Annotated in this window: 19 protein-coding genes; 14 read left to right on the top strand and 5 right to left on the bottom strand. The window is 33.6% G+C overall.

All coding sequences use genetic code 11. The annotated features are described in order from the left end of the window. Positions 1–139 precede the first annotated feature (139 nt). The 3 genes from recF to GB234_RS07905 are packed head-to-tail and all read left to right on the top strand — an operon-like array spanning position 140 to position 1,981. Positions 140–1,228: a DNA replication/repair protein RecF gene (recF, locus tag GB234_RS07915; RefSeq protein WP_151894011.1), complete on the top strand. Its 1,089-nt coding sequence runs from the start codon at positions 140–142 to the stop codon at positions 1,226–1,228. Positions 1,229–1,255: 27 nt separating this feature from the next. Beyond that, positions 1,256–1,675 (top strand): hypothetical protein, encoded by a 420-nt coding sequence (locus GB234_RS07910; RefSeq protein WP_151894010.1) that lies wholly within the window; start codon positions 1,256–1,258, stop codon positions 1,673–1,675. 3 nt (positions 1,676–1,678) lie between these two features. Continuing rightward, entirely contained in the window at positions 1,679–1,981 is a 303-nt protein-coding gene (locus GB234_RS07905; protein ID WP_151894009.1) for a DciA family protein, read from the top strand. Positions 1,982–2,080: 99 nt separating this feature from the next. On the opposite strand, the gene GB234_RS07900 is transcribed toward GB234_RS07905, so the two are convergent. Continuing rightward, a complete protein-coding gene (locus tag GB234_RS07900; RefSeq protein ID WP_151894008.1) occupies positions 2,081–2,500 on the bottom strand; it encodes a nucleoside-diphosphate kinase in 420 nt (139 codons plus the stop codon). 65 nt (positions 2,501–2,565) lie between these two features. Next, on the bottom strand, positions 2,566–3,390 hold the full coding sequence (locus tag GB234_RS07895; RefSeq protein ID WP_151894007.1) for a head GIN domain-containing protein: 825 nt from the start codon (positions 3,388–3,390) through the stop codon (positions 2,566–2,568). Positions 3,391–3,615: 225 nt separating this feature from the next. On the opposite strand from GB234_RS07895, the gene GB234_RS07890 reads away from it, so the two are divergent. Genes GB234_RS07890 through GB234_RS07880 form a run of 3 tightly spaced genes read left to right on the top strand, consistent with a single transcriptional unit; the run spans position 3,616 to position 6,297 of the window. Continuing rightward, a complete protein-coding gene (locus GB234_RS07890; RefSeq protein ID WP_151894006.1) occupies positions 3,616–4,632 on the top strand; it encodes a DHH family phosphoesterase in 1,017 nt (338 codons plus the stop codon). Continuing rightward, entirely contained in the window at positions 4,629–5,186 is a 558-nt protein-coding gene (gene gldI / locus GB234_RS07885) for a gliding motility-associated peptidyl-prolyl isomerase GldI (RefSeq protein WP_151894005.1), read from the top strand. The genes GB234_RS07890 and gldI overlap by 4 nt, the downstream gene beginning before the upstream one ends. 7 nt (positions 5,187–5,193) lie before the next feature. After that, positions 5,194–6,297 (top strand): peptidylprolyl isomerase, encoded by a 1,104-nt coding sequence (locus GB234_RS07880; RefSeq protein WP_151894004.1) that lies wholly within the window; start codon positions 5,194–5,196, stop codon positions 6,295–6,297. A gap of 169 nt (positions 6,298–6,466) precedes the next feature. Here GB234_RS07880 and lysM read toward each other — a convergent pair whose 3' ends face one another. Together lysM and GB234_RS07870 are read right to left on the bottom strand one after the other, a co-directional pair. Then, on the bottom strand, positions 6,467–6,964 hold the full coding sequence (lysM, locus tag GB234_RS07875) for a peptidoglycan-binding protein LysM (RefSeq protein WP_151894003.1): 498 nt from the start codon (positions 6,962–6,964) through the stop codon (positions 6,467–6,469). Between the two features lie 43 nt (positions 6,965–7,007). Further along, positions 7,008–8,471, bottom strand: a complete 1,464-nt coding sequence (locus GB234_RS07870) for an aminoacyl-histidine dipeptidase (RefSeq protein WP_151894166.1) — start codon at positions 8,469–8,471, stop codon at positions 7,008–7,010. 113 nt (positions 8,472–8,584) lie between these two features. On the opposite strand from GB234_RS07870, the gene GB234_RS07865 reads away from it, so the two are divergent. The 3 genes from GB234_RS07865 to GB234_RS07855 all read left to right on the top strand — a co-directional run bounded on the left by GB234_RS07865 (position 8,585) and on the right by GB234_RS07855 (position 14,251). Further along, positions 8,585–9,655 (top strand): DUF3810 domain-containing protein, encoded by a 1,071-nt coding sequence (locus GB234_RS07865; RefSeq protein ID WP_151894002.1) that lies wholly within the window; start codon positions 8,585–8,587, stop codon positions 9,653–9,655. A 249-nt stretch (positions 9,656–9,904) separates the two neighbouring features. Continuing rightward, positions 9,905–12,874 (top strand): amidohydrolase family protein, encoded by a 2,970-nt coding sequence (locus GB234_RS07860; protein ID WP_151894001.1) that lies wholly within the window; start codon positions 9,905–9,907, stop codon positions 12,872–12,874. Positions 12,875–12,955: 81 nt separating this feature from the next. Then, positions 12,956–14,251 (top strand): amidohydrolase family protein, encoded by a 1,296-nt coding sequence (locus tag GB234_RS07855; RefSeq protein WP_151894000.1) that lies wholly within the window; start codon positions 12,956–12,958, stop codon positions 14,249–14,251. Positions 14,252–14,347: 96 nt separating this feature from the next. On the opposite strand, the gene GB234_RS07850 is transcribed toward GB234_RS07855, so the two are convergent. Then, positions 14,348–15,022, bottom strand: coding sequence for a class I SAM-dependent methyltransferase (locus tag GB234_RS07850; RefSeq protein ID WP_151893999.1), 675 nt, complete (start codon positions 15,020–15,022; stop codon positions 14,348–14,350). Between the two features lie 132 nt (positions 15,023–15,154). Here GB234_RS07850 and GB234_RS07845 point away from each other — a divergent pair, with 132 nt between their 5' ends. The 5 genes from GB234_RS07845 to GB234_RS07825 all read left to right on the top strand — a co-directional run bounded on the left by GB234_RS07845 (position 15,155) and on the right by GB234_RS07825 (position 18,981). Beyond that, complete coding sequence (locus GB234_RS07845; RefSeq protein WP_151893998.1) at positions 15,155–15,616, top strand: tRNA (cytidine(34)-2'-O)-methyltransferase; 462 nt, start codon at positions 15,155–15,157, stop codon at positions 15,614–15,616. Between the two features lie 121 nt (positions 15,617–15,737). Then, positions 15,738–16,322, top strand: coding sequence for a MiaE family protein (locus GB234_RS07840; RefSeq protein WP_151893997.1), 585 nt, complete (start codon positions 15,738–15,740; stop codon positions 16,320–16,322). Positions 16,323–16,558: 236 nt separating this feature from the next. After that, positions 16,559–17,665, top strand: coding sequence for an MBL fold metallo-hydrolase (locus tag GB234_RS07835; RefSeq protein ID WP_151893996.1), 1,107 nt, complete (start codon positions 16,559–16,561; stop codon positions 17,663–17,665). A gap of 31 nt (positions 17,666–17,696) precedes the next feature. Further along, positions 17,697–18,170, top strand: coding sequence for a hypothetical protein (locus tag GB234_RS07830; RefSeq protein WP_151893995.1), 474 nt, complete (start codon positions 17,697–17,699; stop codon positions 18,168–18,170). 79 nt (positions 18,171–18,249) lie between these two features. Next, a complete protein-coding gene (locus GB234_RS07825) occupies positions 18,250–18,981 on the top strand; it encodes an SIMPL domain-containing protein (protein ID WP_151893994.1) in 732 nt (243 codons plus the stop codon). Positions 18,982–19,059 lie beyond the last annotated feature (78 nt).

The raw sequence follows: 19,059 nt of genomic DNA, 5'->3' as shown, positions 1-19,059 counted from the left end.
TTAACGGAATTAAAAAGCGAAAAGATTTCTTATTTTTCGATATTTTGCAGTCTTAATATATACTACATTTCCGCAGCCATTTTTCTTCTTAAATTTTAAGAACTTCGGAAATTTTAAACCTTTCAACCCTCTAGTTTTAATGAAGTTAGAAAATATATCACTTTTAAATTACAAAAACTTTGAATCTGAAACTTTTTCTTTTGATCCTAAGATAAATTGCTTTGTTGGACATAATGGCGTTGGAAAAACAAATGTATTAGATGCTATTTATCATTTATCTTTCGGAAAAAGCTACTTTAATCCCATCACGGGACAAAATATTAAACACGGAGAAGATTTTTTTGTTGTTGAAGGCGCTTATGAGAAAAATGAACGCCCAGAAAAGATAATCGTCAGCGCAAAAAGAGGGAATAAAAAAATAATTAAACGCAATGGTAAAGCCTATGATAAACTTAGTGAACATATAGGTTTTTTACCATTAGTAATTATAAGCCCAGCAGATAGAGATTTAATAATAGAAGGCAGTGATACTCGCCGAAAATTTATTGACGGTGTAATCTCACAAGGAGATTCGCAATACCTCAACGCTTTATTAAAGTATAACAAAGTACTTGCACAACGCAATGCACTGTTAAAGTTTTTTGCAGCAAATAATACACACAATCAAGATACACTGGAGATTTACAACCAGCAGTTAAGTGAACTAGGAACTATTATATTTAAAAAACGACAGGCTTTTTTAGAAATTTATTTACCTATATTTCTAGAACGGTACAATGCTATTAGTAGCGGAAATGAAGTTGTAGATTTAGTATATAGTAGTCAATTAAAAGAAAAACCACTTGCCGATTTATTAAAGGAAGGTATTAATAAGGATAAATTTTCCCAATACACAAATTTCGGAATACATAAAGATGACTTATCACTGGAAATTGATGGGTATCCAATTAAAAAATTTGGCTCACAAGGCCAGCAAAAAAGCTATTTAATAGCTTTGAAGTTAGCGCAGTTTGATTTTATTAAACGACAAAGCAAAGTGAATCCTATTTTGCTACTAGATGATATTTTTGACAAGTTAGACGAACAACGTGTAGCACAAATTATAGCGTTAGTAAACAATGAAAATTTTGGGCAATTATTTATAAGCGACACACATGCAGAGAGAACGGAACAAATTATTAAAGAAATACACCAGAGTTATAAGATGTTTAAACTTAGTTCAAACTAACAAATGGCATTTTTAAATTTAAAAAACATGAAAATAAATTTTGTAATAATAGCATTCGCATTATTCGCATTAGGCTGTAGCGAAAATAAACAAGAACAAATACAACACCTTGATGGTTATTGGGAGATAGTTTCGGTTGAGAACGAAAATGGAGTACTTAAAGAATTTAACATAAGCACTACTTTGGATTATATTTCTGTAGAAAATACTCTGGGAAAACGCACTAAAGTGAAACCACAATTAGACGGTACATTTATTACCTCTGGAAATGTGGAAGAATTTGAAATTATTACTGAATTTCCAGAACAGTTAGCACTTAATTACAAAACACCTTATGCTACCTGGACCGAATTTATTATTGAAGCGACTAAAGAAAAACTGGTTATCCTTAATGAAGAAGGTAAAAAATACACGTATAAAAGATTTATAAAATTTAACTTTGAATAAAAGATGTCAAAGAAAAAAAGAAATACAGAATCCCAACCTGTAAGCGATTTATTAAAAGATTATATTGGTTCAGGAAAATTAGCAAAGGGTCTTGACAAAGTTAACGCCAGCGAAGCATGGCATAATGTAATGGGCCCTGGTGTAGTTTCGTATACCACACAAGTAATTTTGGAACGTGACGTATTATATGTACAATTAACCTCATCTGTACTCAGAGAAGAATTAAGTTACGGCAAATCAAAAATTATTAGACTGCTTAATGAAGAACTTGGAAAGCAAATGATTGATAAGCTGGTGTTGCGATAATAAATTTTAAAAAGATAAAAAAGAAAGAATACTAAAAATACATTATACAAAAAAAGCCTGTTCTTTTGAACAGGCTTTTTTAATATTATAATACGTTGACTAGAACATCTCTCTACCTGCAAAGTGAAAAGCACCTTCAATAGCAGCATTCTCATCGCTATCACTACCGTGTACTGCGTTCTCACCAATAGAGGCAGCATATAATTTTCTAATAGTACCCTCAGCTGCATCAGCTGGATTAGTAGCACCAATTAGTGTACGAAAATCTTCAACAGCATTATCCTTTTCAAGGATAGCCGCAACGATAGGTCCACGTGTCATATATTCAACAAGTTCACCATAAAATGGACGCTCGCTGTGGACTGCATAAAATTCTTGCGCGTCTTGCGTAGTCATATGCGTCAATTTCATTGCTACGATTTTAAAACCGCTTGCATTTATTTTTTCAAGAATAGCACCAATGTGTCCTTTTTCAACACTATCAGGCTTTAACATTGTAAACGTTCTGTCTGTTCTCATGATTTTTTTAAATTTTGTGCAAAAGTAACTAATTATCTACTATTGACAACATATATAAAAACGTTTTATTTTTTAATAATCTGAGACTTATCATTTAACCCTTCTACTTTAATATCAGGATTTCCGTACACATATATATAACTTTTACCTTGAGCATAAAGCTGTAATTCCTTACTTGCAAAAACATAAATATCTGCTTTTCCAGATGCGATTAAATTTGCAAATTCTGCTTTTAAATCTTTTGATTTTACATCTGTATTACCCGTTGCTTTTAGTTTTAAATTTATTACATCGCCATCTAAACTTACATCAGACCGTTCATTAATCTCAACATCTAATTCTTCAAGAGTAATATCACCTTTCAAATAAGCGTTATTATTAAAAATCATTCTAGATTTTAATCCCTTTAATTGAACATCGCCTTTTGTATTATTGTTTAAAATAAAAGTTGCGTCATTCACATTCATGTCTAAATCAAAATCAACATCATCAAAAGCCGTGAATGTTAATATGTCAAAATCAAGCTTATTTTTTGATTCTAAATCTATATCTCCTCGAAGGGTAATTGCATTTACATTATTATATGTAATATCAATTTCTAGCTTTTTACTTGCTGTAATATTGTAGAGAGGCTTTATCTTTAAAACACCATCAAAAACCTGAAAATCAATAACTGAAACCAAATTTTCATCAGCTCTCAAATGGTATTCATTTGTATCGCCTTTTGTAAATGTCACATCAAAATTACCCTCAATTTCAATAGCATTAAATTCTTCTAGTGTTTTGTAAACATCTCGAACATTTTTATCTCCTTTTATTTTGGGAAGTTTTTGAGCATTACAACTCATTAATCCTAAAATTATAAATAAATATGTAATTGTTTTTTTCATAAGTTGTGTCTTTTTATAGACTAATTTAAATTATTAAATAATAGAACAAACCTACTAATACCTAGCCTACAAGCCCTACTATTTTAGCTAAAGTATTATTAAATTTTCAAGGGGAAAAAGCGGCTGTATTGTACTCTCTTCGGAAATATTAAACGTTAAACACTTTAGGTAATAATTAAATTAATATTTCCGAAGAAAGATGCAATAATTGTATCTTCGCAAGCTATGACAAAAGAACTTGCACAGAACGCTCAAAAGCTCATTGAATCTTCAAAGAATATTATTATCATAGGTCATAAAAACCCAGATGGTGATGCCGTAGGCTCAACGTTAGGGCTTCATTTTTTTCTGAAAAATTATGGCGTTGAAAGTACAGTAGTATTACCTAATGATTTTCCAGATTTTTTAAAATGGATGCCGGGTGTTGATACTATTTTGAATTTTGAAAAACAAAATAGCCAAAGTGTTAGCGCTCTTGAAAATGCAGATTTGATTTTCACACTTGATTTTAACTCCCTTTCACGAGTAGGAGAAATGCAGGGAATACTTGAAAAAAGTGATGCGAATTTTATTATGATTGACCACCACCAACAACCAGATGCCTATGCGACAGTGACATACAGTGATCCATCCATAGGAAGTACTTGCGAGATGGTACACCATTTTATTGAAGGATTAGGAAAAACAAAACTCATTGACGCAGATATTGCTACCTTACTTTACACCGGTATTATGACAGATACAGGTTCATTTAGGTTTCCTTCAACTACTGCTACTACACATAAAGTTATTGCTGATTTATTAAATGCTGGTGCTAATAATGCAGAAATACATCAAAACGTGTATGACGCAAATTCGATGTCACGAATGAAATTATTAGGTATCGCACTTGATAATCTTCATATTTTAAAAGAATATAATACTGCATACATTACAATGTCTCAAGAAGAGCTTGATGCAAATAATTTTAAAAAGGGAGATACTGAAGGCTTTGTAAATTATGCACTATCTGTAACAGGCATTATTTTTGCGGTAATTTTTATAGAGAACAAGCAAGAAAAAATTGTAAAAATGTCATTGCGTAGCAAAGGTGATTTCTCTGTAAATGAAGTTGCCAGAGCTTACTATAATGGCGGCGGTCACAACAATGCTGCTGGAGGTCGTAGTGAGTTATCCTTAGAAGAAACAGTAAAGCAATTTATTAGTATCTTGCCCCAATATAAAGAAGCGTTAACCGCATGAGAAGTATAATCGTAATTATTAGCATTTTATTTTTAACTTTAGGAGCATGTCAATCGCCACAGGCTAGACGTCCCGTTAAAGTAAATTCTGGAAGTTTTATCGAAGCTTCTGTTGAGCGAAATAAAAAAATATACGATAACGAGCGTACTCTTTTTGAGGCATTGATTGAAAAGGACAGCACTAATGATTATATAACTTCAGAAAGTGGCTTTTGGTATTATTATAATACACAGGATTCATTGTCAATTGACAAAATGCCAATCTTAGGTGATGCCGTTACTTTTACATATAATATTAATGATCTTGACGGAAATGTTATCATTTCAGAAGCTGAAAATGGTATTCAAAATTATCTAGTAGACCAATCAAACCAAGAATTGATTTCAGGAATAAGAGAAGGTATAAAATTACTAAAAGTAGGCGAAAGCGCTACATTTTTATTTCCCTCCTATAAAGCTTACGGGTATTATGGAATCGAAAAAAAACTGGGAACAAATATTCCTGTAACAAGTACAATAACTTTATTATCAATAACCCAAACAGAAGAAAACTAAGAGTAACATGAAAAAATTATCATTATTATTACTACTTACCCTTGCAGTGGCATCTTGTCAAAATAAATATCCAGACTTAGAAAATGGTGTTTATGCTGAAGTGGTAACTAACAAAGGAACATTTGTAGCTAAACTTTTTAACGAAGCTACTCCATTAACTGTCGCTAACTTTGTATCACTTGCTGAGGGTACAAATGGTATGGTTGATGAAAAATACAAAGGAAAAAGATTTTATGACAGTATTATTTTTCACCGTGTAATTAAAGACTTTATGATTCAAGGTGGTGACCCAACAGGAACAGGTAGCGGTAGCCCGGGATATAAGTTTCCAGATGAGATTGTGGACTCGTTAGTACATGACAAAAAAGGAATTCTTTCTATGGCAAACTCAGGACCTGCAACAAATGGAAGTCAATTTTTTGTAACGCTAAAAGAGACACCATGGCTAAATGGAAAACATACTGTTTTTGGAGAAGTAGTTATGGGAATGGATGTTGTGGATTCAATAGGTGCAGTTGAAGTTTCAAAGCCTGGGGACAAACCTGTTAAAACTGTTATGATTGAAACAATAAATATCATTAAAAAAGGTGGCGTAAAAGTCCCTTATTTTACTGAAGAAATGGAAAAAATTGAAGTAGCTAAAAAAGAGAAAGAAGAAGCTGCAATGAAAATTGCTGAAGATGTAGCTGCTGAAATTATGCCATTAAAAGACAAAGCTGAAACATTACCATCAGGTCTTAAAATTTACTGGAATAAAAGAAGCAAAGGACAAAAACCTGCAGAAGGCGCTAATGTAAAGGTAAACTATGCTGGTTTCTTCGAGAATGGAAAAATGTTTGATACTAACCGCCTTGATGTAGCTGAAAGATTTGACGAAGTGAATGCCGCAAGAAAAGCTGCAAATGCTTATGTACCTGTAAAAATGTCTTATAGTAAAGATGCTCAATTAGCAGCTGGTTTTAGAGAAGCTTTATTACAAATGAGTGTTGGTGATAAGGTAACAGCATTTGTTCCTTCACATTTAGGATATGGAGAACGCGGTTATCCACCAGTAATTCCTGGAAATACTGATTTAGTTTTTGAATTAGAGATTACTGATATTATGGAATAATCCATTAATGTTAATCAATTATAAAATCCCGCTCATTTAAAATGAGCGGGATTTTTAGTTAAATAAAAATTCTATTTGACATCACTTTATTTCAAGACTAGATATTTAAATAGAAAAAGGGCATCTCAAATTGAGATGCCCTTTTTGTAAAATTTTATTTAAAATTCCTTTAATCTAGATTAGGAATTCTCAATACCTGTCCCGGATAAATTTTATCTGGGTGTTTTAGCATTGGCTTGTTTGCTTCAAAAATAACTGGGTACTTCATAGCATCTCCATATACTTTTTTTGCAATTTTACTTAAACTATCGCCACTTACTACTGTGTGGAAAATTGCAGCAGGAGCTTCTTCCTCTACTGTTAATTCGTCATTTACTTCAGCAATACCATTAGAGTTTCCAACAACTAATATTACTTTTTCTCTTGCTTCTTGGTTTTTAGCCGTACCGTTAATCGTAGCTCTATCACCTTCTACTGAAACGAAGAAATCCTCAACCCCAAGGTCTAATGAATTTACATTATTGATAATTGCCTGTGCAGCGCGCTGATTGTTCGCTTTAGTTTTTTCGGCAGCTTCCATTTTAGCTTCTGCAGCTTCTTCTTCTGTTGTTTTTCCAATACCGAAAACTTTTGCTCCGGCGTTTTTAATAAATGAAAATAATCCCATAGTTCTTGTTGTTTTTAATTAATGTTTAAATATATAGTTACTATTAGTTTTCTGGAATATTTTTAAGTGTTTCTAAAACAAAATTCCAGTATTTCTGTGTGCTTGAAATGCTTGCACGTTCATCTGGCGAATGTGCTCCTTTAATTGTTGGTCCAAAACTTATCATGTCCATGTTTGGATAGTTTTGACCTAAAATTCCACATTCTAATCCTGCGTGACATGCTGCAACATGTGGCTCTTCATCATTAAGCTCCACATATAACGAACGCATAACTTTTAATATAGGACTATCCATTTTTGGTTCCCAGCCAGGATATTCTCCAGCAAAGCTTACAGTAAAACCGCCCAATTCGAATACGGATTGTAATGTTAAAGCCATATTCTCTTTTGATGACTCTACTGAGGAACGTGTTAAACATTCAACTATCATTGTACCGTTAGCAACGGTTACTTTTGCAATGTTATTTGATGTTTCAACTAGGTCTTCAATTGAGGGACTCATTCTAAAAACTCCATTATGAGCAGCGTACATAGCTTTTAAAAATTTAAGTTGTTCATCTTGCTTTAAAACTTTTAGAGGTCTTTCTTCAATTTTTTCGTTTATGATTTCCATGTCTGGCTCTAACGAAATAAACTCATTAAACAATTCACCACTTATTTTTTTAATTTCTGAAATATATGCATTTTCTTGTCCTATAGGCACAACGACAACAGCTTCACTCTCCCTAGGGATTGCATTGCGAAGACTTCCGCCTTTTAAACTTGCTAAATGCATGATATCTTTTGTAGCAAACAAAAGCCGATTCATCAATTTATTAGCATTTCCGAGGCCTTTAATAATATCCATGCCACTATGACCTCCTTGGAGCCCCTTTAGAGCGATACGATAAACATTTGCATCGTATTTATCTGGTGCGTCCATTTGAGCATAGTTTTTCTTTGCGGTAACATCTACGCCACCAGCACATCCTACACCTATTTCATCATCTTCTTCTGTATCTAAATTTAAAAGGATTTTACCTTTAAGCAATCCTCCTTTCAAACCCATTGCTCCAGTCATCCCTGTTTCCTCATCAATTGTAAAAAGGGCTTCAATTGCTGGGTGTTCAATAGTTTTACTTTCTAAAATTGCCATGATTGTTGCAACGCCTAAACCATTATCTGCTCCTAGTGTTGTTCCTTTTGCTCGTACCCAATCTCCATCTACATACATTTCAATACCTTGTGTATCAAAATCAAATGTTGTATCATTATTTTTTTGATGCACCATATCTAGGTGCGATTGCATTACTATAGGTGTTCTGTCTTCAAATCCTTTTGTAGCCGGTTTTGAAATAATCACGTTTCCTACTTCATCCACCTTTGTATCAAGGTCTAGGTTTTTTCCAAATTCTTTCATAAACGCAATTACTCGCTCTTCTTTTTTTGATGGGCGTGGCACAGCATTTAAATCCGCAAATTTATTCCAGACTTCTTTAGGTTCTAAATCTCTAATTGCTTCGTTCATATTTGTTATAGCATTAAATTTGTTGGTTGTTACTACAAAGTTAGTCACATTTCTTACTTTTACGATACATTTAAACAAACTATAACATTTAAAATTAAGGCTTCATTTCAGCTATGCTAAAGAAACATTCTACGCTTATCCTTGCACTGCTGTTACCATTGCAAATTTTACTTATTCAATTATTAAAAAATACGCCTCAATTTATAGAGCAATGGTATAGTTTAGGGCTTTATCCTTGGCTTGGTAAAATCTCTAGAACACTATGGGGATGGATTCCGTTTTCAGTTGGTGATATTTTTTACTTATTAATCATTTTACTTGCTATTAGATGGCTATATAAAAATGTAAAAAGATTAAAATTTGAACCTATTAAAGTTATTATTGAAATAGCTGCGAATGTTTCTGTGGTATATTTTTTCTTTTATTTTTTATGGGGTTTCAATTATTACAGACAACCCTTACACGTAGCTTTAGAAATTGAAAACGATTATACTACAGAACAACTCATAGCCACTACTAAAAGACTTATAACAAAATCAAACGAGATGCACCGCCAATTGGGTTTTGCAGATTCTGCTAAGATTGATATTATTCGTGATCAACAAGAAGTTTTTCAAAGTACTGAAAACAGTTTTAAAAATTTAGGTGAGGAATTCCCCACACTAGCACTTGAGCAACGCAGCATTAAAAAAAGCACGTGGAGTTTAGGATTGACATATATGGGATATAGTGGATATTTAAATCCTTTTTCTGGAGAGGCACAGGTCAATGGATTGATAAAAACACATAAATTTCCAGTAGTGAGTTGTCATGAACAGGCACACCAATTGGGTTACGCTAAAGAAAACGAGGCAAACTTTATAGCCACACTTGCTACCTTATATAATGATGATCCCTATGTTCAATATACTGGTTACATTTTTGCGTTACGATATTGTGTGAATGAAGTGTCACGAAGAGACAGCGCTACTTATAATGAATTACTAACAACAATTAATCCCGGAATCTTAAAGAGCTACAAAGAGATGCGTGAGTTTTGGGACAGCTATAATAGCCCTTTTGAAGATTTTTCTAAAAACTTTTACAATCTGTTTTTGAAAGCCAATAATCAACCGCAAGGTATTGCAACCTATAGTTATATGGTGGCGCTCGTGGTTAATTATTTTGAAGACAAAGAATTTTAATTTGAATTATGATTGTAATCCTACAATAACTTAACCCCTAAAACACTTCAATCCTCAACCTTCTCAATCCTTTTTTTAACACATTTTAACACACCTCTTCCCTACCCTTGTTTGTATCTTTAAAAGATAATTAATTTTCTTGTTTAAAAATCGAGATTATTTTAATAAATAGATTTTATAATTTCTTCTGAAATTTTAAATCCGAAATCACTAACAATCATTAAAATTTTTGCCAAACAAACTTATTTTATGAAACAAATTAGACTTTTAGCCTTGGCTTTACTAGCTACTAGCATGCTTACAGCTCAAGATTATTTTCCAAAAAACGATGGTGTTAAAGAGACAAACTCAAATTTCCACGCCTTCACAAATGCCACATTATTTATAACACCATCACAAAAAGTGACTAATGCCACTTTACTTATTAAGGATGGAAAAGTTGTTGAAGCGGGTAAAAATGTATCTATCCCAAAAAATACTGTAGTAGAAGATTTAGCAGGTAAATTTATCTACCCTTCTTTTATTGACCCTTATACAAACTTTGGTGTTGAAAAACCAAAAAGACAAGGTGGCGGGCGTAGGTCTCCAGAATATCACGCCTCAAGAGAAGGCTTTTATTGGAATGATCACATAATGCCAGAAACTGCCGCTATTGACTCATTTAAATATGATAATAAAACAGCAGGTGAAATGCGTAAGCAAGGTTTTGGTGTAGTAAATACACATATGATGAACGGTATAGCTCGTGGTAGTGGTGTCCTAGTTGCTTTAAATGACAATGATGGCGAAGCTACACGAGTACTTGATGATAATTTTGGGCAATTTTATTCGTTCTCAAAAAGTGTTACAAGTAGACAATCATATCCAGGCTCACTTATGGGAGCCATGGCACTGTTACGTCAAGTTTATGAAGATGCAGACTGGTACAGTAAAGGTAACATACCTACAAAAGATCGCTCATTAGAAGCACTAATCTCAAAAAAAGGGAAAGTTTCTTTCTTTGAAGCTGGAGACAAAACAAACAACTTAAGAGCAGATAAAATAGGTGATGCTTATGGTGTTAACTATGTGATTATAGGTGGTGGTGATGAGTATGAGATGGCTCAACAAATGAAAGCTACAAATGCTAGTTTTATAATCCCTATCAATTTTACTGATGCATTTGATGTAAGTGACCCCTATCTAGCAGATTACATCTCTTTAGAAGATATGCGTGCTTGGAACCAAGAACCTACAAACCCAAAAGTACTATCAGATAACGGAGTTCCTTTTGCTTTAACTACATATAAGTTAGAGAAGCCAAGTGAATTTTCTTCAAAATTAGAAAAAGCAATCGCTTATGGTTTTAACAAAACAAAAGCGCTTGAAGCTTTAACTACGGTACCAGCGAGATTACTTAATATGAGTGATAAAATTGGCGGATTAAATAAAGGGATGTATGCAAACTTTTTAATTACATCTGGCGAGCTCTTTGAAGACGGCACTACAATTTATGAAAACTGGGTGCAAGGAAATAAAAATGTATTAGCATCTAAGGACCAAACAGATATTCGTGGTGAATATACTCTAGCAATCGGCGGCAAAACGTATGATTTAAACATAACTGGTGATGTTTCGAAACCAAAGGCTTCGGTTAAAGTTGATACTTTAGAATATAAAAACGATTTTAAATATCAAGAAAATTGGGTGACACTTTCATTTACAGATGAAGAAACTAAAGAAATATTTAGAACCACAGGAATAATTCCTACCCAAGGTGGTAATTTTAGTGGAAAAGCAGTTTTGCCTAGTGGATTATCTTCTCAATTTACAGCTACTAAAAAGGGTAAATCTAGTAACGTTTCCGAAGAAAAAGAAGAAGAAGACAAAAAGGAACCAAAAGTCTACGAAGTACTCCCAATGACTTATCCTAATATAGGCTACGGAAATGCCGTACAACCACAACAACAAGATATGTTGTTTAAAAATGCTACCGTGTGGACAGGCGAAAATGAAGGTGTTTTACAACAAACCGATGTCCTTATCAAAAATGGAAAAATTAATAAAATAGGAAAAGATCTAAATGCTGGTAGCGCAAAAGTTATCGATGCAACAGGTAAACATTTAACTGCAGGAGTAATTGATGAACATTCGCATATTGCTGCACTTTCAATTAACGAAGGTGGACAGAACTCAAGCGCAGAAGTTACAATTGAAGATGTCGTAGATCCTGAGGATGTGAATATTTATCGCAATCTTGCCGGAGGTGTTACTTCAATCCAAATCCTGCACGGGTCTGCCAATCCAATTGGTGGTCGATCTGCGATTATCAAACTTAAATGGGGTGAGGATGCTGATGGATTAATTTATGACAACAGCCCAAAGTTTATAAAATTTGCACTAGGTGAAAATGTTAAGCAATCAAACTGGGAAAGTTATAGTCGTTTTCCACAAACACGTATGGGTGTTGAGCAATTATTTGTAAACTACTTTAACCGCGCAAAGGAATATGACAGCGCAAAAAAGAGTGGTCGTCCTTATAGAAAAGATGCAGAAATGGAAACTCTAGCCGAAATATTAAATGGTGAACGTTTTATTAGTTGCCATAGTTATGTACAGAGCGAAATCAACATGTTAATGAAAGTTGCTGAAAAATTTGATTTTAAAGTCAATACGTTTACACACATTCTTGAAGGGTATAAAGTAGCAGATAAAATGGCTGAACATGGCGTAGGTGGATCTACGTTTAGTGACTGGTGGGCATATAAATATGAAGTAAATGATGCAATACCTTATAACGCTGCAATTATGGCTAGTCAAGGTGTTACGGTAGCTATTAATAGTGATGATGGCGAAATGTCAAGACGTTTAAATCAAGAGGCTGCAAAAACAATTAAATATGGTGGTATGAGTGAAGAAGAGGCATGGAAAACAGTAACAATTAATCCTGCAAAATTACTTCATATTGATGACCGCGTAGGGAGTATTAAAGTAGGAAAAGATGCTGATGTTGTTTTATGGTCAGATCACCCAATGAGTATTTATGCTAAAGCAGAAAAGACAATTATTGAGGGTAAAACATTTTTTGATTTAGATACTGATAAACAAAAAAGAGCTGCAATTGCTGCCGAAAGAAACCAACTTATGAAAATGATGGCAGCTGATAAAGACGGTGGTGGAAAAACAAAAAAACCATCAAGAAAAGCCCCTAAGCATTTTCACTGTGATACAGAAATGTAAAGCAAGTTAGAATTCGTAGAGTTCTTAATGGCGGGTGACAGATGATGAAAAAAAATAAAACAACTAAGAAACAATTTTAAAATGAAAAATATAAAACTAATTTGTTCTATAATGCTTACTGTTATTACGGCTACAGCTTTTGGACAACAAACACCAGCACCATCGCAGCAAGGTGCGATGACTATTAAAGGTGCAACGGCACATGTGGGAGATGGTACTGTAATTGAAAACGCAACTATTGTTTTTGAGAATGGAAAAATAACAGCTATTGGAACCAATGCCGCTTCAAAAGGAACAGTAATTAATGCAAACGGAAAACATGTATACCCTGGTATCATAGCACCAGCTACATCACTTGGATTGATAGAGGTTGAAGCTGTGCGAGCAAGTAATGACCGTGATGAAATAGGCGATATGATTCCTAATATACGTAGTCTTATTGCCTACAATGCTGAAAGTAAAGTTGTTGAATCTATGCGTCCTAATGGTGTATTAATTGGACAAGCTACTCCACAAGGAGGAACAATTTCTGGAACTTCATCTATTGTACAATTTGATGCGTGGAACTGGGAAGATGCTGCAGTAAAAGTAGATGATGGAATACATATGAATTGGCCTCGTAGTTTTCGTCGCGGTAGATGGTGGATAGGTGAGCCTAGAGGATTCCAACCTAATAAAAAATATACTGAAGAAGTTGACGCTGTTAAAGTATATCTAGCGCAAGCAAAAGCTTTTGGAAATGGTAATGGGCAATCTGCAAACGAAGCAATGAAAGCAATGCAAGGACTCTACAACGGTGACAAAAGATTGTATGTTTATGCGGATGGCGAAAAAGAAATTGTGGATGCAATAACTACAGCGCAAGAAGCTGGTGTTACAAAAATAGTGCTAGTAGGAGGTTATGAAGCTTATAAAGTTATACCTTTTTTAAAACGTAATAATGTTCCTGTACTAGTACAACATACTCATAACTTGCCTAACAAGGCAGATGATGATTATGACTTACCATACAAACTCCCTAAGCTTTTAGCAGATGGCGGACTTATGGTCGCGCTTCAAAATAGTAGTGCTTCTAATTTTCAAACTAGAAACTTACCATTCTACGCTGGACAATTAGTAGGCCAAGGAATGGATAAAGAAAAAGCGCTACAATTAATTACTGGAAATACTGCGGAAATTTTAGGAATTGGCGACTCCTACGGAACATTAACAGTAGGAAAAAGTGCTACCCTATTTATTAGCGAAGGTGACGCACTTGATATGCGAGGAAATCAACTATCGAAAGCTTTTATCGATGGCAGAGATATCTCCCTAGAGACACACCAAACAGAACTATGGAAACGCTATATGGGGAAATACGAAGGACAAGGTAAATAGTTAATAGCCTATAATAAAGTGACTAAACCCCAAACACTTGTAACAAGCGTTTGGGGTTTTTAGCATCACTTATTTTATAAATTATTACAAAATAATTTAAACACTATAAATTGTAGTAGCAATCATTCCTTTACCATCTGGCAAATTAGTAGTTACTAAATTAACTTCTTCTTTGACTTTTATACTAAATGGTGGTTCTATTAAGTTCACACCACTCCCTTTTTTAAGTCTAGTTCCTTGTCCCGAAATAATATCAATATTTGGTATAAATTCGCCGTTGGGTATATGTTCTGTTAAGATTACATATTTATAATTAGTTAATTTATTGACAATGCTTAAAATTTCAGCATTTGAAAGATGTTGCAATACTTGTCTTAAAATTACGCAGTCTGCAGCAGGTAAATCATCTTTAGAAATGTCTAGACAATGAAATTCTAATTTTTTATTTATAAATAATTCTCTATTATAATTTATGAGCGCTGGAACTATATCTACGGCTATATATTTATTAGTAAAAGTGACCAACTCTTTCCCTATATTAAAATCTCCACATCCTAAATCACATACTATAAGTGGTTTTTCAAAAGAAGACAAAAACGATATTACACAATCTAAATACGGTTTGACTACCTCAGTAACGTGAGAGCCTTCACCAGAATAAAACTTAGTGCTATTACCTCCCCAAAGATTCATTGCATATACCTGCTCCATAGCATCCTTAGTGGGCCACGGTTTTTTATTTTTTTTAGGGCTACCTGCTTCCTTTTTCATAGGTTCAAAAATAGAAAGGTATTATTTATAGATCAAGAGAAAGTAATATATTTACTAAACCAATAACCTTATAATTTTATAACTCATAGAGTTTCAATTTTAGGTTGATCATAAACGTTTTAAAAATAAAACATGCCGCTCAATATTGTTCTTATAGAACCCGAAATTCCTAATAATACTGGCAATATAGGCCGTTTAAGTCTTGGAACGGGTTCGCACTTACATTTAGTAAAACCATTTGGGTTTGAGATAAATGATAACAGACTAAAACGAGCTGGGTTAGATTATTGGAAACATTTAAACATTACCTATTACGACTCTGTCACTGATTTTTTCTCAAAAAATAAAAATGCGCAAATGGCTTTTCTATCAAGTCACGGCACAAAGGATTACACAGATATTCCCTTTGAAGACAATATTTTTATATGCTTCGGAAAAGAGTCAGTCGGGTTATCATCCGTTATTGCTGAAAAATACGCAGATTCTTTATATAAAATTCCGTTATTCAGTGAACACATTCGTAGTTTGAATATTGCGAACGCTGTGGCAATTGTTACCTATGAAGGCATAAGACAGTTAAATCTCAATAAATAACAACACCATTATTTTTATTCCCACAAAATTTCCGAAAGTATTCTCATTATGCTTTTTTAAAATTAAAGATGCATTTCTGTATCTTTATAGGATTAAATTATGATGCTTTAAATCTTAATACATGCTAAATTTAAAACTTGCTACAGACCCACGATGGGTAACAATCGTTGAAAGTAATCTTGAAGAAATTTTGACCGATCACGCATGGTGCGAGCAAAAAGCCGCAACAAATGCAATTACAATTATTACTCTCAATAATGAACATGAAGAACTAGTGACTGAGTTACTAAAACTCGCACAAGAAGAGCTAGAGCATTTTGAAATGGTGCACGAGATTATTAAAAAAAGGGGTTATAAATTAGGTAGAGCTCGTAAAGACCATTATGTAAATCAACTTTTCCAATTTACACGTTCTAAGACTACCAATCGACAAGAGGCAATGGTTGATAGATTATTGTTTTCGGCAATGATTGAGGCTCGTAGTTGTGAACGTTTTAAACTTTTGAGTGAACGTATTAGCGATAAAGAACTGTCTGAGTTTTATAGAGAATTGATGATTAGCGAAGCTGGACATTACACTACATTTCTAGGATTTGCTAGACAATACGGAGAAGGTATTGATGTTGAAAAAAGATGGAAAGAGCTTATAGAGTTTGAGGGCGAAATCATTAAAAGCTACGGGAAGAAAGAGACAATTCACGGGTAAATTTCAGTAATGACAAATAAGGTAAGCTTAATAATAGCGGGTGTATTAGTTATAATTTCTGGGCTTTATGTATCCCTTGGTATTTTTGTTTATTCGGGAAAAGAGAACGACAGTTCTGGTTATTTTTATTTAATACTTACTTCTATAATTGTTATTTGTGGAATATTAATTTTACGTAAAGGAATTATAAAGAAAAGATAATTGTTGTTTATTATTTAATGAAAAAAATCTTAAAAATGATTCTAGGCATCATAGCCACTATTATAGGTTTAACCGTTTTAATTGGCGTGATTTTTATAACGACTTCAAAAGAGTTTGGAGCAAAGCCAAAAGGAGCAGATTTAAAACGCATCGCACTTTCTGAAAATTATAAAATGGGGAAGTTTTTAAACCCTACCGAAACGAATGTCGACGGAAATATTAATTATTGGAAAACTTTAAGAGAATATTTTACAACGGGAAATAAAGTTCCAGATTGGTCCATTCCTGTCAACAAAATTTCGGCCGCTGAAATTTCGGCTCTGCCAGATACAATTACCAAAGTAACTTGGTTTGGTCATTCAACATTATTACTTGAAATGGACGGGAAAAAAATTTTTATAGATCCTATGCTGGGAGATGTTCCTGCTCCTCACCCATTGTTAGGTTCAAAACGGTTTAATGATACCTTACCACTTGCTATCGAAGATATTCCGCAATTGGATGCCGTAATCATAAGCCATGATCATTACGACCACTTAGACTATGGTAGTATTAAAAAATTAAAAGATAAAGTAGGCCATTTTTATGTGCCACTTGGGGTAGGCTCACATTTAAAATCATGGGGAATTACAGAAGTAAAAATCACCGAAATGGACTGGTGGCAAACTACAAATGTTGGTGGAATACAATTAACAGCAGCACCTGCAAGACATTTTTCTGGTCGTGGATTAACTGACAGAATGAAAACACAATGGAGCTCTTGGGTAATTAAAGGAAAGAAAGACAATATATACTTTAGCGGAGATTCTGGTTACGGAAATCATTTTAAGAAAATAGGTGATACATATGGGCCTTTTGATTTAGCTATTATGGAGTGTGGTCAATATGATGAACAATGGCCACTAATCCACATGATGCCAGAACAAACAGTACAAGCTACGATTGATGCCAATGCAAAATTAATGTTGCCTATTCATTGGGGAGCTTTTAAGCTTAGCTTACATTCTTGGCAAGATCCAATTGAGCGTGTAACTACTGCTGCTCATGGAAAAGATATAAAAGTTACAACACCCATTATTGGCGAACCTGTTATTATAGGATCTCGTGCTCCAAACGCAACATGGTGGGTAAAAAATAAGTAATAATTTTATACCTTCACATAAAACTATTCTATTGAAAGCCGCAACACTTGCACAAATAAAAAAAGAATTAAAAATGCGCTCGCCAGATGAGATTGAAGCACTATGCTTACGGTTGGGGCGTTTCAAAAAAGAAAATAAAGAATTACTTACCTATTTATTATTTGAGGCAGATGATGAGGAAGGATATGTGGAGCATATTAAAGAATATATAGACGAGCTTTTTGATGGGATTACGAATACTAATTTTTACTATTTAAAAAAAAGTGTTCGCAAAATATTAAAAGAGACTAAAAAATGCATTCGATATTCAAATAGTAAAGAGACAGAAGTTGCGCTTCTTTTACATTTTTGCACTAGACTTATATCGTTCAAACCCTCTATTAAGCGTAACACTACACTCATAAATCTATATGAAAGACAGTTAGATCTAGCTGATAAAAAAATTAAAGGATTGCATGAAGATTTACAGTTAGACTATGTTAATGAGTTAGAAGAATTACGCTAGTTATTATATAACGAATACTCATTTACTCGCTTCATTTTGTCCTCTTATTTTATAACTTTGTTTTATAAAATTTACTACTATGAAAGCATCAATCACCGCTATTATTTTTGGATTCGCAATTGTTATTGCCTCTGCAGTATTGGGTAATGCATTTATGAATCGTAACAAAGCGCAACGCACTATCGCAGTGACAGGGCTTGGAAAAAGTGATTTCACTTCAGATTTGATTGTTTGGGAAGCACGTTTTACTCGAAATAATACAAACTTGCAACAAGCATATAAAGACTTAGAAAGCGACAAAAACAAAGTAACGCAGTATCTTACTAATAAAGGAGTTCCTAATGAAAATATTGTTTTTAGTGCGGTAAGCACTAGTGAAAATAATGAACCTAATTATGGGCCAAACGGAAATTACATAGGCACTACTTTTACAGGATATAACCTTTCGCAATCTGTTGAGATAAATTCAAAAAATGTTGCTGCAATTGAAACTATTTCAAGAGAAATTACTGAACTTTTGAACCAAGGTGTTCAACTATACAGCGCAGCACCTCGTTATTATTACACAAAAATTGAAGATTTAAAAATCGAAATGATTTCTAGAGCTACTGAAAATGCAAGATTAAGAGCTGAAAAAATTGCTGAGAACTCAGGTTCTGGTTTAGGTGAGCTAGTAAAAGCTAGAATGGGAATTTTTCAAATAACAGGGCAAAACTCAGGCGAAGATTATTCTTGGGGAGGCGCTTATAACACTTCGTCTAAAGAAAAGACAACTTCGATTACTATGAAATTAACTTATAATGTGGATTAAAAAGGTTTCAACATTAGGCAATTTTAAACTATTCCAATAAAAATTCATCATTTTTCCCTAACTATATAAACAATAAAT

It is taken from the genome of Patiriisocius marinistellae, from assembly GCF_009014635.1.
Lineage (GTDB): Bacteria > Bacteroidota > Bacteroidia > Flavobacteriales > Flavobacteriaceae > Patiriisocius > Patiriisocius marinistellae.
Note: the sequence above shows the minus strand (reverse complement) of the source record. Positions and strands in the feature narration are given on the sequence as shown.